We start from the raw sequence: 13,940 nt of genomic DNA, 5'->3' as shown, positions 1-13,940 counted from the left end.
ACATCAAAAGGGAAATGATGCTAGATATGAACCCAACGGAGAACCGTGAAATGTCCTCTTCCAACACCGCGCTGCTTGTCATCGACGTTCAGGAATCCTTTCGTCACGCCCCCTACTTTGATGAAAGCGGCCTCTCGCTTTATCTTGAGAAGCAGCAGGCGCTCATCGATGGCGCCAAAGCTGCTGGTATTCCCGTTGTGCAGATCTTCCATGTCGATGGTGACAAGGCCTTCTCAAAAGACAGCGGTTACATCCGCGCACTTGAGGGCGTAAGAATTACCCCAGATGTCACCTTTCACAAGAACCGCCATTCGGCCTTTGCCGGCACCGGTCTTGAAATCTGGCTGACTGAGAAGGGCATCAACCGATTGATCGTCTCCGGCATCCGTACCGAACAATGCTGCGAAACCACGACCCGGCACGCTTCCGATCTTGGTTACAAAGTCGACTACGTCAGCGAAGCGACGCTGACTTTCCCGATGACACATGCTTCCGGCACCGTTTTCAGTGCGGAAGATATCCGCAAGCGAACCGAACTGGTGCTGGCTGGCCGCTTCGCGCGCATCGCAACTGTCAGCGACGTGCTTGCAACCATCAAAGAGGCCGCCTGATGGATGAGGGCGGCACCCGCGTCATTCCCTTTTATACGCTTGTGCCGCCACATGCGCTGTTGCTCGATATAGCCGGCCCGCTTGAGGTGATCCGTTATGCCAACGGGGAACAGCGCGACATCCATTTTGACTGCCGGTACATTGCTGCGAGCGACGAGCAACAAACTTCCATTGGCCTTGCGCTTGCCCGGCTTGAGAGCTTGCCGGCGACGTTGCCGGAAAATGCTCTTCTACTGATCTCCGGGAGCACATCACGCTTCGACAGTGATCCGGGAACGCAGCGTGAGCGGCAGGCGCTGGCGACATGGCTGCGCCGTGCAGTGCGTCCCGACACCACGGTGATTTCCATTTGCTCCGGCGCGCTTCTGGCGGGCGAAGCGGGCCTTTTCGACGGCCGCAACTGCACGACCCATGCCGACTGTATAGAGGGGCTACGCCGCATTGCGCCATTGTCACAGGTGGCCGAAAACCGCCTTTTCGTCGAGGACGGCAACCGTTTCTCCAGCGCCGGTATTTCTACCGGCATCGACCTGATGCTGCATGTGGTCTCCCGGCTGACATCGCCTGCGGTTGCGGCACGCATCGCCAAAACCATGGTGGTTTATCTCAGGCGTAGCGGTAACGATCCGCAAATCTCCCCCTGGCTCACAGGCCGCAACCACATCCATCCCGCCATTCACCGGGTGCAGGACCGCGTGATGGCCGAACCGGCGCAGGACTGGTCGCTGGAGCGGCTAGCGGAGATCGCCGCGCTCAGCGAAAGGCATCTCTCACGTCTGTTTCGCGAGCATGCCGGCATCAGCGTCATCGATTATGTCAACCTGATGCGGGTCAACCTCGCCCGTGATATTCTCGCAAACAGCCGCCTTGATATGGAGGCCATTGCCGAACGGGCGGGTTTTGCCTCCGCCCGGCATTTGCGACGGGTCTGGCAGCAGCATAACCGTTATCCGCCTAGCCACTATCGCGGCTTTCACGCCTGATAATCTCGGACCTCCCGCAGCCTGATGATTGCCATCAAAGGAATTGAATGGTTATGCCGGCGGGCAGTTGCTAACCTTGCGATAAGACAGCAACAGGAGCATTCCCCGTGGAAAAACGAAGCCTCGGCCGCACCGGCCTCTCCATCGCCCCCATCGTCTTCGGCGGCAACGTGTTTGGCTGGACAGCGGATGAAAAGACGTCCTTTGCCCTGCTTGACGCCTTTTTTGATGCGGGGTTCAACGCCATCGACACGGCGGATGTCTATTCCGCCTGGGTGGATGGGCATGTAGGCGGTGAATCCGAGGCCATCATCGGCAAGTGGCTGAAACAATCCGGCGTCAGGCGCGAGGACGCGGTGATCGTCACCAAGGTAGGTTTCGACAATCGCGGCCAGAAGACCGGTCTCAGTGCCAAGTGGATCGCCGAAGCCGTCGAAGCTTCGCTGAAGCGGCTTCAGACTGATTATATCGACCTTTACCTCGCGCATAAGCCGGATGCCGACGTGCCGCTGGAAGAAACACTTGCCGCCTTCGCAAAACTGAAGGAACAGGGAAAAATTCGCGCCATAGGCTGCTCCAACTATTCCGCGGGCCAGCTTCAGGATGCGCTGGACACGGCAGAAAAAAATAATCTTCCGCGTTACGACGTGCTGCAGCCGGAATACAACCTCTATAACCGCAAGGATTTCGAAGGCCCGCTTGCCGAGCTTTGCCAGAAGGAAGAGATTGGCGTCATCAATTATTACAGCCTAGCGGCCGGCTTTCTGACCGGGAAATATCGTGCCAAGGCCGATACAGAGGGCGTCGCCCGCAGCTATCGCGTGGGCGAATATGTCAATGCCCGTGGCCTTGCCGTCCTGGGGGCCATGGATGCGGTGGCAGTCGAAACGGGGGCCAAGCTTGCAGATATTGCACTGGCCTGGCTGTTGAGAAAGAAGGCGATAACCGCGCCCATCGCCAGCGCCACCAGCCTGTCCCAGCTCGAAAGCTTCAAACGCGCCGTTGAGTTGACCTTGACGGATGAGATGATGACGCTTCTCGACAAGGCGGGTGCATAAATGGAGCTTGTAATTCGCGATGCGCAGCCGGCTGACCGGGCGGAATGGCTGCGCCTATGGAACGACTATCTCGCCTTTTACGATGTCGATCTTGCCGACGAGGTAACCGACCATACATGGGAGCGCATTCTCGACCCCGCCTCCCGCGTTTCGATGCGGGTGGCAATGCTTGGCGACCGCATGGCCGGTTTCGCCATTCACCACTTCCATGATTCCACCTGGGTGAAAACGCCTGACTGCTATCTGGAAGACCTTTTTGTCGATGGCGAAATCCGCGGTAAGGGGACGGGCCGGGCGCTGATGGACGACCTTATCGCTATCTGTAAGGAAAAGGGCTGGTCCAGGCTTTACTGGAACACCGGTGAGGACAATCACCGCGCCCAGAAGCTCTACGACAGCTACGTGAAAAGCGACGGCCATATCCGCTATCGCATCACCTTCTGATCACCCCCGGAAGCGGAAGAAATCCACGAAGGCCCTCAGCGCCGGACGCATCTGCCGGCGCGAGGGGTAATAGATGTAAAATCCATCAAACGGCGCGCACCAATTCTCGAGAACGCGGATCAGCCTGCCCTCCCTTATATCGTCTTCGACACGCTGTTCAAAAACGAAGGCAAGCCCTGCACCGTCTATCGCCGCCCGGCGAATGAGACTCTGGTCCGACAGGATCAGCGGCCCCTGAACGTCGACCACAAGCGCTTTGCCATTTTTCTCCAGCTCCCAGCGATAGATCAATCCACTCGCAAAACGCCGGCGGATGCAGCGATGCCGGATGAGGTCCCTCGGATCACGGGGAGGCGGATTTTCCGCAAAATAGGACGGTGCGCCGACAATCGCACCACGCCAGGCCCCGCTCGCTTTCACGGCGATCATATCTGCATCGAGATGTTCCCCGAGACGAAGCCCGGCATCGAAACCTTTTGCGACAATATCTTCAAAGCGATCATCGGTCGAAATTTCGAGGGAGATTTCGGGATAGAGCCGCAGGAATTCCCCCAGCCGGGGCACAATAAGATCTTCAGCGGCAAGTCTGGGGAGAGTGATGCGCAAAGGACCTGCGGGGCGACCGCCCTGTTCGGCAAGGGTATCGATGACGGCGTCGATATCGGCAAGCGCCGGACCCAAGGTTTCGAGAAGCCGCTTTCCCTCCTCTGTCGGAGAAACGCTGCGGGTGGTACGGTGAAGTAGCCGCAGGCCCAGGCTCGCCTCCAGCGACGAGACCGCATGGCTGACGGCGGAAGGGGCAATACCGAGTTCGGCAGCCGCCTTGCGAAAGCTCCGGCCTTCGGCAACGGCGGAGAGAACGGCCAGTTGGGAGAGTTGCACACGGTTCATTGTTCTAAATTATAGAACAACCCACGCGGATTTGCAGTGATTATTTTTCCTGCTCTCATTCGCTATGTTCCCATCACGCCCTGATGACGGGCGGTTCCTTATGGAAGGACGAACAGATGAAAAGCAGAACCCTTGGAGACAATCTGACCGTATCGGCGCTCGGCCTCGGTTGCATGGGAATGACCCATGCCTATAGCCCGACCGGTGACGAAAGCAGTGCGATCGCGACGCTGCATCGCGCTGTTGACCTCGGCGTTACATTTTTCGATACGGCGGAAGTTTATGGGCCCTACACGAACGAAATTCTCCTCGGCAAGGGCCTGAAGCCTTATCGTGACAGGGTGGTGATTGCCACCAAGTTCGGCTTCAAGATTGATGGCAGCAAACCCGCGGGCCAGATGATGGTGGGAACGGACGGTCGACCGGAAAATGTTCGTGCCGTCGCCGAAGCCTCCCTCAAGCGCCTCGAAGTTGACGCCATCGACCTCTTTTACCAGCACCGTGTCGACCCCGATGTGCCAATCGAAGAAACTGTGGGGGCGATGGCGGAACTGGTGAAGCAGGGCAAGGTAAAACATCTCGGCCTTTCCGAAGCCAGTGCCGAAACGCTTCGAAAAGCCCACGCCACCCACCCGATTGCCGCCATTCAGAGCGAGTACTCGCTGTGGACCCGCGACCCGGAAGAAAATGGCGTGCTGGATACCTGCCGTGAGCTTGGCATCGGTTTCGTACCGTTCAGCCCGCTTGGGCGCGGTGCGCTGACCGGAGCGCTGAAATCGCTGGACGGACTTGCAGCTGATGATTTCCGGCGTGGCCTGCCGCGTTTCCAGGGTGAAAACTTCGACGCGAACCTGGCGCTGGTCAGACTTCTGGAAGACATGGCTGCCGAAAAGGGTGTGACTGCCGGGCAACTGGCATTGGCCTGGGTGTTGGCGCAGGGGGATTTCATCGTACCGATCCCGGGCACCACGAAGATTGCCAATCTGGAGAAAAACGTCGCGGCCGCTGATGTGTCCCTGACGCCGGAAGAAGTCGAAAGCCTTGGCGCGTTGCTGGCTCCGTCCAAGGTTGCGGGCGAACGTTATCCCGAACGCATGTCACAGATGGCCAATCGTTAAAAAACAAAAAGCCGCGGTGGTTGCCGCGGCTTTTTTCAATCTGTTATCCGACGTCAGGCGCGCAGAACGCCGCCTGTCGATTTCTCGACATTGCCGACGATCTTGGCCGTCAAGGCTTCGAAATCCTCGTCGGTTAGAGTCTTGTCGACCGGTTGAATCTGCACTTCGATGGCGACCGACTTTGCGGTTTTCTCCGAGCGATGCGCCTTCGAAAATATCGAAGACATTGACGCCTGTGATCAGTTTGCGATCAGCGCTCGTTGCCGCCTTGATGATCGCCCCCGCCTCTACGGCCTTGTCGACCACGAAGGCGAAGTCGCGCTTGACCGCCTGGAAGGGGGAGAGTTCGAGCGCAGGCTTGGTGCGGGTGGCTTTCTTCTTCGGCTCCTGCATGGCGTCGAGATAAATCTCGAAACCGCAATAGACACCCGACACATCCAGCTCGGACAGTGTTTTCGGATGGAATTCACCGAAGTAACCAAGCACGACCTTCGGGCCCATCTTGATGGTGCCGGAGCGGCCGGGATGATACCAGGCAGGCCCGCCGGCCTCGATCTGGACATTGGCCATGGGGAGGCCGCAGGCTTCCAACACCGTCAGTGCATCCGCCTTTGCGTCGTAGACATCCACGGGCTTGCCGCCGCCCTTGGACGCATTAGACCACATGCGGCCGCTGCCAGCGAGCGAGGCCGTGCCACGGCGAACACCGCCAGCAACACGGCGCTGCGTCTCAGGCGTGTCGCCTTCATAGGTGCCGGAGACCTCGAAGATTGCGACGTCACCATAGCCCTTGTCGGCATTGCGCTGTGCGGCGGTCAGCAGGCCCGGCAGCAGCGAGGGCCGCATATCCGACATATCGGCCGCAATCGGGTTGGCGAGCTTCAGCGCCGGCGAGCCGCCGCCGAATAGCTTCGCCTGCGCTTCCGGGATGAAGGACCAAGTGACGGCCTCCAGCATGCCGCGGCTTGCCAGCGCACGGCGCGCGGTGCGCGTGCGGACCTGCAGCGTGGTCAGGATGCGACCGTTGACGGCACCGAAGCTTTCCAGCGGCTCGGGTTTGATATTGTCAACGCCATGAATGCGCATGACCTCTTCAACCAGATCAGCCTTGCCGTCGACATCCGGGCGCCAGGACGGCACAGTGACGGACACGCGCTCGCCCGTTCCCTCGACCCCAAAACCCAGGCCCTTGAGGATGGCGAGGCTCTCTTCAGCCGAGACTTCGAGCCCCGTCAGCCGCTTCACTTCCGCAAGCGGGAAATCCACGACCCTGGGCTGATATCCCTTGTAACCAACGACCTTGGCTTCGCCGGCAACGCCGCCGCAGAGCTCCAGAACCAGTTCGGTGGTCCGCTCCAGGCCCGGAACCATGTATTCCGGATCGACACCGCGCTCGAAACGGTAGCGCGCATCGGTGATGATGCCGAGCGAACGGCCGGTCTTGGCAATGTTGATCGGGTCCCAGAGGGCGGATTCGATCAGCACGTCGACGGTGTTTTCGTCGCAGCCGGAATGTTCGCCACCCATCACGCCGCCGATAGACTCGAGGCCCTTTTCATCGGCGATGACGACATTGTTCGGGCCGAGCTTATATTCACGCTGATCGAGCGCGAGGATCGTCTCACCCTCCTTTGCACGGCGAACAGTCAGATCACCCTTGACCTTGGCAGCGTCGAAGACGTGCATCGGCCGGCCCTGATCGAAGGTCATGTAGTTGGTGATATCAACAAGCGCATTGATCGGACGCAGGCCGATCGCCAGAAGACGCTGCTGCATCCATTTCGGGCTGGGGCCGTTCTTCACACCGCGCACGATGCGTAGCGAAAAGCCAGGGCAGAGGGCGGGATCGTCCAGTTCCAGCTTCACATCGACGGGCGTTGCGCCTTCCACCTTGAAGGAGGGTGCAGGCTTTGTCTTCAGCTTGCCGAGACCGGAGGCCGCGAGATCACGCGCAATGCCGTAGATCGAGGTGCAGTCCGGACGATTGGGCGTGAGATTGATCTCGATGACAGGATCATCGAGGCCGGCATATGATGCGAAGGAAGTACCGACGGGCGCATCCGCCGGCAGATCAATGATGCCGTCGTGATCGTCGGAAATGTTGAGCTCCTTTTCGGAGCACATCATGCCATGGCTTTCCACACCGCGAATCTTCCCGATGGCGAGCGTGACATCGATGCCCGGGACATAGGTGCCGGGACGTGCGAGCGCACCGACGAGCCCAGCGCGCGCATTCGGTGCACCGCAGACGATCTGCACCGGCTTGCCGTCACCGGCATCGACCATCAGCACTTTCAGGCGGTCGGCCTCGGGGTGCTTTTCAGCGGAAACCACCTTGGCAATGACGAAGGGCTTGTAGGCCGCCTTGTCGTCAACATCCTCGACCTCAAGGCCAATCGCCGTCAACCGCTCGCAGATCTCGTCCAGCGTCGCATCGGTATCGAGATGCTCTTTCAGCCAGGAAAGAGTGAATTTCATGTCTTTGCTCCTTGGCTAACCGGATTAAACGCTCAGACCGCCGAACAGCGTCGGCATGTCGAGCGGGCGGAACCCGTAGTGGTTCATCCAGCGGACATCGGCGTTGAAGAAATCGCGCAGATCGGGCATGCCGTATTTCAGCATGGCGATGCGGTCGAGACCCATGCCCCAGGCAAAGCCCTGATATTCATCCGGATCCAGCCCGCCGGCGCGCAGCACGTTTGGGTGCACCATGCCGCAGCCGAGAATTTCCATCCAGTCCTTGCCCTCGCCGAACTTGACGATGGGGCCGGAACGGTCGCACTGGATATCCACCTCGAAGCTTGGCTCCGTGAAGGGGAAGAAGGACGGGCGGAAGCGCATGACGACGCTGTCGACCTCGAAGAAGGCCTTGCAGAACTCCTCAAGAATCCAGCGCAGATTGCCGACATGCGCCTTCTTGTCGATGACAAGACCTTCGACCTGATGGAACATCGGCGAATGGGTGGCATCGGAATCCTGGCGATAGGTCTTGCCGGGGATGACGATGCGGATCGGCGGCTTCTGGCTCTCCATGGTGCGGATCTGCACCGGTGAGGTGTGGGTGCGCAGCACCTTACGCTCGCCTTTTTCGTCCGGCTGGAAGAAGAAGGTATCGTGCATCTCGCGGGCCGGATGGCCTTCCGGGAAGTTCAGCGCCGTGAAGTTGTAATAGTCAGTCTCGATGTCAGGACCTTCGGCGATGGAGAAACCCATATCCGCGAAGATGGCAGTGATTTCGTCGACGATCTGACTGATGGGATGAATGCGGCCGCGCTCTGCCGGAGACTGGCGGACAGGCAGGCTGACGTCCACCGTTTCGGCCTTGAGACGCGCGGCGATGGCGGCATCTTTCAGCGCGTTCTTGCGTTCGCCGATAAGGTCGGTAATTTCGGTCTTGAGCTGATTAATGGCGGCGCCGCGGGTCTGGCGCTCCTCCGGGCTCATGCTGCCAAGCGTCTTCAGAAGCTCCGAAACCGAGCCCTTCTTGCCAAGCGCGGAGACGCGCACGGCTTCGATGGCCGGTTCATCGGCAGCGGCGGCGATCTCCGACATCAATTGCGATTTCAAGGTATCAAGTTCAGTCATCTTTTCCTGCCTTGCCGGATTTTTTAACAGCGGCGTCGGTGTTCACAGCATTCATCAGATAGTCTGTCGCCATGATAAAGCGTCGCAGATCACTACCCATCCGCACGCGCCCGATCAACCGGGCAAGCGGTAAAAAACGCCCGAGAATGCGGGTCAAGCGGGTTAATTCTTCCAGTGCGCGGGGCGGAGCATTTTCGAGCCAGCGCGAAAAGGCGGCGTCGCGGGTTTTGGGGGCATCATTGGCGCGCGTGGCCACCTGCAGAAACAGCAGCCAGATATCACGAGCCTGCGCCGTTTCCAGCGGCATGACATCCTGAGGGCGCTCCTCGAAATCCATGAAACCGATACGGCCATCCTTCAAGAAGAAGTCTCGTACATGCGGGCGGCCGTGGCAGAGGCCTGCGGCATGCAGCTCGCCAAGTGCTTCTGCGGATTTAACAAGCAGGGCGTCATGCTCGATCGGATCGGAGGCCTTCAGGGCATCCATGCGCTCCATGAGCGTCGGGCCTACATCTCCCAGCACCACGGCCGTGCGGGATGAGTAGATCAGCGGCGGAACCGGGAAGCCGCGCTGCTGGAACTGCTGCAAGGTTTCCAGTTCCCGCTGCATGAGGCCCGCGCCATCAAGCGGCTCGGAAGGGCGAAGAAAAGCGTAGGGCAGCAGTTTTGACAGCAGCTTCTGAATTTTCATCCACCACGTCACACGCTCCGTGCCCTGCCGTTTGATCCACACCGTCAGCTGCGAGAGTTCAACCTTCTGAATGCGACGGTCACTTTTCAGGAGGACACGCATCACGGTTGCGATGTCATCGTCGTCGAGATGAACGCGAAAACCTTCCGCTTCCACAACCTCACTTTTATTGACCTGCATTTCGTCCACCAAAGGTTTCGCTTCAAACGGCGTGAATACTCCAAGTCTTCTAAATTTCTAAATTAAAAAACGCCGATAGAAATGCATGGCAGCTGAAAAGAAAAAACCCGCGCCGGTTGCCCGACGCGGGTTCAAATGAACAACAGATTGTCCGCGCCGTAATTACTTTACAGCGGTTTCAAACTCGTTGGCCGTACCAGCATCCTTGAGGTACTCAAGCGCCTTCTTCGCTGCTTCGACGAGCGCGCCGAATGCTGCCGGCTCGTGGATAGCCATGTCGGACAGAACCTTGCGGTCCACTTCGATGCCAGCCTTGTTCAGGCCGTCGATGAAGCGGCCATAGGTGAGACCGAATTCGCGGACAGCAGCGTTGATACGCTGGATCCAAAGAGCGCGGAAGTTACGCTTGTTGACCTTGCGGTCGCGGTAAGCGTACTGCTTGGAACGATCCACGGCAGCCTTTGCTGCGCGGATGGTGTTCTTGCGGCGGCCGTAGAAACCCTTGGCTGCCTTGAGTGTCTTGGTGTGCTTGGCGCGGGAAGTTACGCCACGTTTTACGCGTGCCATGTCATGATCTCCTTAAAGTGTCCAAAAATGCGGAAAAGTCTCAGAGACCGTTCGGCAGGTAGTTCTTGACGACCTTCTTGCCGTCAGCTTCGGCGAGAACCATGGTTCCACGCGCGTCGCGAATGAACTTGTTGGTACGCTTGATCATGCCGTGGCGCTTACCGGCGGCGGCTGCAACAACCTTGCCGGTTGCAGTGATCTTGAACCGCTTCTTTGCAGCGGACTTCGTCTTCATCTTGGGCATTTTGCTACTCCGTTTTTGTATCGAAACAGGCAGACGAGGCCTATTTCAAGCTATTCAGGAACGGCCTCGGCATGCCCTGCCGGACCGTTCGGACGCGCGCTTATAACCGCAGTCGGTTAAAAGCGCAACGGGGAAAGCGAACTTCCCCGTGCGGCTCATTACGCCAGTTCTGTGGCGGTATAAGTTATTTCGGCGCGAGAACCATCATCATCTGACGGCCTTCAAGCTTCGGCTCGGCCTCCACCTTGGCAATCGCCTGAGTGTCTTCCTTCACCTGAAGAAGAAGCTTCATGCCCAGTTCCTGGTGAGCCATTTCACGGCCACGGAACTTCAGCGTCACCTTCACCTTGTCGCCATCTTCAAAGAAACGGCCCATCGCCTTCATCTTCACGTCATAATCATGCGTGTCGATGTTAGGGCGCATCTTGATTTCTTTGACTTCGACGATCTTCTGTTTCTTGCGCGCTTCAGCGGCCTTTTTCTGGGTCGCGTATTTCAGTTTGCCGAGATCGAGGATCTTGCACACCGGCGGTTCAGCGTTCGGCGAAATCTCAACGAGATCGAGACCGGCCTCCTCCGCCAGTTTCAATGCCTGATCCGTCGGCATGCTACCGAGGTTCTGGCCCTCTTCATCAATAAGCTGAACTCTGGGAACCCGAATTTCCCGGTTGGAGCGCGGCCCCTCCTTGACGGGGGCATCGGCTTTGAAAGGTCTGCGAATGGTCGTATTCTCCTGATCTGTTTCTGGATCACGTCGGCAAAAAACAGCTTGTTTGGTACAAGCGGCGGAAATGTCGTTATTGCCGTGGCGAAGTCAATAGCATATCTGCCCGAAAAGATCACCTGTTGTCACGGTTTTTGCAAATACGCCGCCGTTGTTGCACTAAAATCAGGAGAATTGCATATACATGAGCGAACAAGCCGCCGAATTCCTGCGCGTAGGTCCCGATAACGACAGCCGCGAGATTGCCATTCTCCATCGTCCGGCGATTTCCGGCAAAAGCGAACCCATGCTGGTGTGGCTCGGCGGCTATCGTTCAGACATGACCGGAACAAAGGCGGTCGAACTGGATCGCTTTGCAGCGGAAAACGGCCTTGCCTGCCTTCGGTTCGACTATTCCGGCCACGGCGCGTCCGGCGGAGATTTCAAAAAAGGCACGATCTCCCGATGGCTGGAAGAGGCACTCGCCGTAGTGCGTGCAAAGGCGCCGTCGAGCGTCATTCTCGTCGGCTCTTCGATGGGCGGATGGATCGCCTTGCGCATGGTTGAGGAACTACGCAAGACAGGTGGCGCCCCATCCGTCGCAGGCCTGATCCTCATCGCGCCTGCGCCTGATTTCACGGCGGAACTGATAGAGCCCAGCCTGACGGAGGCAGAAAAGACATCGCTGCTGGAGAGGGGCTATTTCGAGGAGCACTCGGAATACAGTCCCGAGCCCAACATCTTCACCCGCGCGCTCATGGAAGACGGCCGGCAGAACCGCGTGTTGCAGGGCATCATCACCACCGGTTGCCCCGTTCACATCCTGCAGGGCATGCGCGATCCCGACGTGCCCTATCAACACGCGCTGAAACTTCTGGAACACCTGCCAGCCGACGACGTGGTTCTGACGTTGATCCGCGACGGCGACCACCGGCTCTCCCGGCCACAGGACATTGAAAGGATGCTCACGGCGGTTAGAGCCCTTGCAACATAGGCATTTCCGCAACGCTCTTAACCATATTCAACGAGTCTTGCGCGCCATTGATTGCTAAAGATTGACTCCTGCCCCCCAACCCTCTTAACTTTTCATTAAGAATTAAGGGACGGGTTTCATGATGAACGCACCGCTGGCGCGTGCGCTGCTGTCTGCAGTTGCCGCCGGGCTAATGACTGCTGCCTCCGCCATGGCGGAAACCAAGGGAAGCCCTTCCATGGTGACGGGCGGGATCACCTCCCAGCCGATCGGCCATTACGAGTTCTGTCAGAAATATGCCGATGAGTGCAACATTCGCAGCAAGGCGACGCCGCCGCCACGCGTCACCGACTATGGCTGGGGCGTCATTCGCGAGGTCAACACCTCCGTCAACACGACTATCGTGGCGATGACCGACCAGGAAATCTATGGCAAGGACGAGGTCTGGGAATACCCGACAACCGCCGGCGATTGCGAAGATTTCGTACTGCTGAAGCGCAAGAAGCTGATCGAGCGCGGATTTTCCGTGGCCGACCTGCTGATAACAGTCGTTCGCAAGCCTGATGGTGAAGGTCATGCGGTGCTTACCCTTCGCACCACGGATGGCGACTATATCCTCGATAATCTCACCGACGACGTGAAGCTCTGGACCGACACAAACTACACCTATCTGAAGCGGCAGGCGTCCTTTAATACGGGCCGCTGGGTTTCCATCGAGGATGGTCGGGACGTTCTGGTCGGCGCGTTGCGCTGATCTGCATGAAATCGATTATATCGAAAAGCCCGCGGCAGGCGCCGCGGGCTTTTGCCTTTTAGCCATTGCCGATGATAATGCCGGCCGCCAGCACCAATGAGCCACCGAGGACCACCTGAAAGACGGCGCGCAGGAATGGCGTTTCCATGAAGCGGTTCTGAATGAAGGCGATAGCCCAGAGTTCCACGAAAACAACGATCGCGGCAATAGCCGTGGCTGTCCAGAAATGCGGGATGAGATAGGGCAGCGCGTGGCCGAGGCCGCCAATGGCCGTCATGATGCCCGATGCCAGGCCGCGCTTCAGTGGCGAGCCGCGACCGGAAAGCTTGCCGTCGTCATGAGCGGCTTCCGTAAACCCCATGGAGATGCCCGCGCCGACGGAGGCGGAAAGACCGATGAGGAAGGTCTGCCAGGTATCCTGTGTGGCAAAGGCCGCTGCAAAGATTGGCGCCAGCGTCGACACGGAACCGTCCATAAGCCCGGCGAGACCCGGCTGCACATAGGTCAGGAGGAACTGACGCTTGGCGGTCTCCTCTTCTTCCGTTCTGCCGTTTTCATCGAGATGTTTTTCCTCGAGCATATGCGCGATATCCTCGTGGCCGCGCTCTGCCTCCGCCAGATCACCGAGCAACTTGCGCGTCGAGGCATCCGTGGTGCGCTTGACGGCTTCGTCGTAAAAACGGATTGCCTGCGCTTCCATCAATTCCGCCTGGGCGCGAATTTTTTCCAGTGAGAGATTCTTCACGAGCCAGTCCGGTGTGCGTTCGTAGAAACCACGCACATGTTCGCGGCGTATCAACGGTATGGTTTCTCCGAAGCGGCGGCGATGCATGTCGATCAACACGTTTCGATGCTGCTGCTCGACCTCGGCCATGTCGTCAAAAACCTTCGCCGATTGAGGATATTGCGCGCGCAGGTGATCGGCATAGGAGCGGTAGATGCGAGAGTCATCTTCTTCCGACGAGATGGCGAGCGCCAGGATTTCCTGTTCGCTGAGGGAGGAAAAGGGACGTTTGGAAAGCGAGAAAAGACTGTGGAACATGGCTGAAACCTTTTTAGAATAATTCTAAATACATCCGCATCACCCCGCGATCAAGCCATATTAGAATTCTAATCAGTCAAAGCGCCGCATTGCCGA

Annotated in this window: 14 protein-coding genes and 1 pseudogene; 7 read left to right on the top strand and 8 right to left on the bottom strand. The window is 58.4% G+C overall.

The annotated features are described in order from the left end of the window. The first annotated feature begins 50 nt into the window (after positions 1–50). From QE453_RS10240 to QE453_RS10225, 4 genes are all read left to right on the top strand, one after another. Positions 51–611 (top strand): isochorismatase family protein, encoded by a 561-nt coding sequence (locus QE453_RS10240; RefSeq protein WP_037089447.1) that lies wholly within the window; start codon positions 51–53, stop codon positions 609–611. Further along, complete coding sequence (locus QE453_RS10235) at positions 611–1,594, top strand: GlxA family transcriptional regulator (RefSeq protein ID WP_309777009.1); 984 nt, start codon at positions 611–613, stop codon at positions 1,592–1,594. The genes QE453_RS10240 and QE453_RS10235 overlap by 1 nt, the downstream gene beginning before the upstream one ends. 107 nt (positions 1,595–1,701) lie before the next feature. Continuing rightward, positions 1,702–2,652 (top strand): aldo/keto reductase, encoded by a 951-nt coding sequence (locus QE453_RS10230; protein ID WP_112766063.1) that lies wholly within the window; start codon positions 1,702–1,704, stop codon positions 2,650–2,652. Next, positions 2,653–3,096, top strand: coding sequence for a GNAT family N-acetyltransferase (locus QE453_RS10225; protein ID WP_006699727.1), 444 nt, complete (start codon positions 2,653–2,655; stop codon positions 3,094–3,096). On the opposite strand, the gene QE453_RS10220 is transcribed toward QE453_RS10225, so the two are convergent. Further along, entirely contained in the window at positions 3,097–3,987 is an 891-nt protein-coding gene (locus tag QE453_RS10220; protein ID WP_244405373.1) for a LysR family transcriptional regulator, read from the bottom strand. Between the two features lie 116 nt (positions 3,988–4,103). Between QE453_RS10220 and QE453_RS10215 the strand changes: the two genes are divergently transcribed. Next, positions 4,104–5,105, top strand: a complete 1,002-nt coding sequence (locus QE453_RS10215) for an aldo/keto reductase (RefSeq protein WP_309777006.1) — start codon at positions 4,104–4,106, stop codon at positions 5,103–5,105. Positions 5,106–5,224: 119 nt separating this feature from the next. Here the strand turns inward: QE453_RS10215 and pheT are convergent. The 6 genes and pseudogenes from pheT to infC form a co-directional block, all read right to left on the bottom strand. Then, a pseudogene (gene pheT, locus QE453_RS10210) lies at positions 5,225–7,583 on the bottom strand (phenylalanine--tRNA ligase subunit beta); the annotation flags it as partial. Between the two features lie 24 nt (positions 7,584–7,607). Next, positions 7,608–8,690, bottom strand: coding sequence for a phenylalanine--tRNA ligase subunit alpha (gene pheS, locus QE453_RS10205; protein ID WP_004439367.1), 1,083 nt, complete (start codon positions 8,688–8,690; stop codon positions 7,608–7,610). Beyond that, positions 8,683–9,561: a lipopolysaccharide kinase InaA family protein gene (locus tag QE453_RS10200; RefSeq protein WP_035206809.1), complete on the bottom strand. Its 879-nt coding sequence runs from the start codon at positions 9,559–9,561 to the stop codon at positions 8,683–8,685. Before QE453_RS10200 ends, pheS begins: the two co-directional genes overlap by 8 nt. Before the next feature lie 162 nt (positions 9,562–9,723). Then, positions 9,724–10,128, bottom strand: a complete 405-nt coding sequence (rplT, locus tag QE453_RS10195) for a 50S ribosomal protein L20 (protein WP_003493358.1) — start codon at positions 10,126–10,128, stop codon at positions 9,724–9,726. Positions 10,129–10,168: 40 nt separating this feature from the next. After that, positions 10,169–10,372, bottom strand: a complete 204-nt coding sequence (gene rpmI, locus QE453_RS10190; protein ID WP_003493355.1) for a 50S ribosomal protein L35 — start codon at positions 10,370–10,372, stop codon at positions 10,169–10,171. A 184-nt stretch (positions 10,373–10,556) separates the two neighbouring features. Further along, positions 10,557–11,093, bottom strand: a complete 537-nt coding sequence (gene infC / locus QE453_RS10185) for a translation initiation factor IF-3 (protein WP_004439353.1) — start codon at positions 11,091–11,093, stop codon at positions 10,557–10,559. Between the two features lie 187 nt (positions 11,094–11,280). On the opposite strand from infC, the gene QE453_RS10180 reads away from it, so the two are divergent. Beyond that, complete coding sequence (locus tag QE453_RS10180; protein ID WP_309777005.1) at positions 11,281–12,069, top strand: alpha/beta hydrolase; 789 nt, start codon at positions 11,281–11,283, stop codon at positions 12,067–12,069. A gap of 118 nt (positions 12,070–12,187) precedes the next feature. Further along, on the top strand, positions 12,188–12,802 hold the full coding sequence (locus QE453_RS10175; protein WP_004439350.1) for a transglutaminase-like cysteine peptidase: 615 nt from the start codon (positions 12,188–12,190) through the stop codon (positions 12,800–12,802). Between the two features lie 58 nt (positions 12,803–12,860). On the opposite strand, the gene mbfA is transcribed toward QE453_RS10175, so the two are convergent. Continuing rightward, positions 12,861–13,844 (bottom strand): iron exporter MbfA, encoded by a 984-nt coding sequence (gene mbfA / locus QE453_RS10170; RefSeq protein ID WP_006699734.1) that lies wholly within the window; start codon positions 13,842–13,844, stop codon positions 12,861–12,863. Positions 13,845–13,940: the final 96 nt, after the last annotated feature.

Source organism: Agrobacterium sp. SORGH_AS_0440 (assembly GCF_031453135.1).
Lineage (GTDB): Bacteria > Pseudomonadota > Alphaproteobacteria > Rhizobiales > Rhizobiaceae > Agrobacterium > Agrobacterium pusense.
This window is presented reverse-complemented; position numbering and strand designations above follow the sequence as displayed.

Coding starts and splice junctions, on each gene's coding strand:
- QE453_RS10225 (WP_006699727.1), top strand. CDS start 2,653: ATGGAGCTTGTAATTCGCGATGCGCAGCCGGCTGACCGGGCGGAATGG.
- QE453_RS10215 (WP_309777006.1), top strand. CDS start 4,104: ATGAAAAGCAGAACCCTTGGAGACAATCTGACCGTATCGGCGCTCGGC.
- QE453_RS10175 (WP_004439350.1), top strand. CDS start 12,188: ATGATGAACGCACCGCTGGCGCGTGCGCTGCTGTCTGCAGTTGCCGCC.
- QE453_RS10220 (WP_244405373.1), bottom strand. CDS start 3,987: ATGAACCGTGTGCAACTCTCCCAACTGGCCGTTCTCTCCGCCGTTGCC.
- pheS (WP_004439367.1), bottom strand. CDS start 8,690: ATGACTGAACTTGATACCTTGAAATCGCAATTGATGTCGGAGATCGCC.
- QE453_RS10240 (WP_037089447.1), top strand. CDS start 51: ATGTCCTCTTCCAACACCGCGCTGCTTGTCATCGACGTTCAGGAATCC.
- QE453_RS10200 (WP_035206809.1), bottom strand. CDS start 9,561: ATGCAGGTCAATAAAAGTGAGGTTGTGGAAGCGGAAGGTTTTCGCGTT.
- rpmI (WP_003493355.1), bottom strand. CDS start 10,372: ATGCCCAAGATGAAGACGAAGTCCGCTGCAAAGAAGCGGTTCAAGATC.
- mbfA (WP_006699734.1), bottom strand. CDS start 13,844: ATGTTCCACAGTCTTTTCTCGCTTTCCAAACGTCCCTTTTCCTCCCTC.
- QE453_RS10180 (WP_309777005.1), top strand. CDS start 11,281: ATGAGCGAACAAGCCGCCGAATTCCTGCGCGTAGGTCCCGATAACGAC.
- rplT (WP_003493358.1), bottom strand. CDS start 10,128: ATGGCACGCGTAAAACGTGGCGTAACTTCCCGCGCCAAGCACACCAAG.
- QE453_RS10235 (WP_309777009.1), top strand. CDS start 611: ATGGATGAGGGCGGCACCCGCGTCATTCCCTTTTATACGCTTGTGCCG.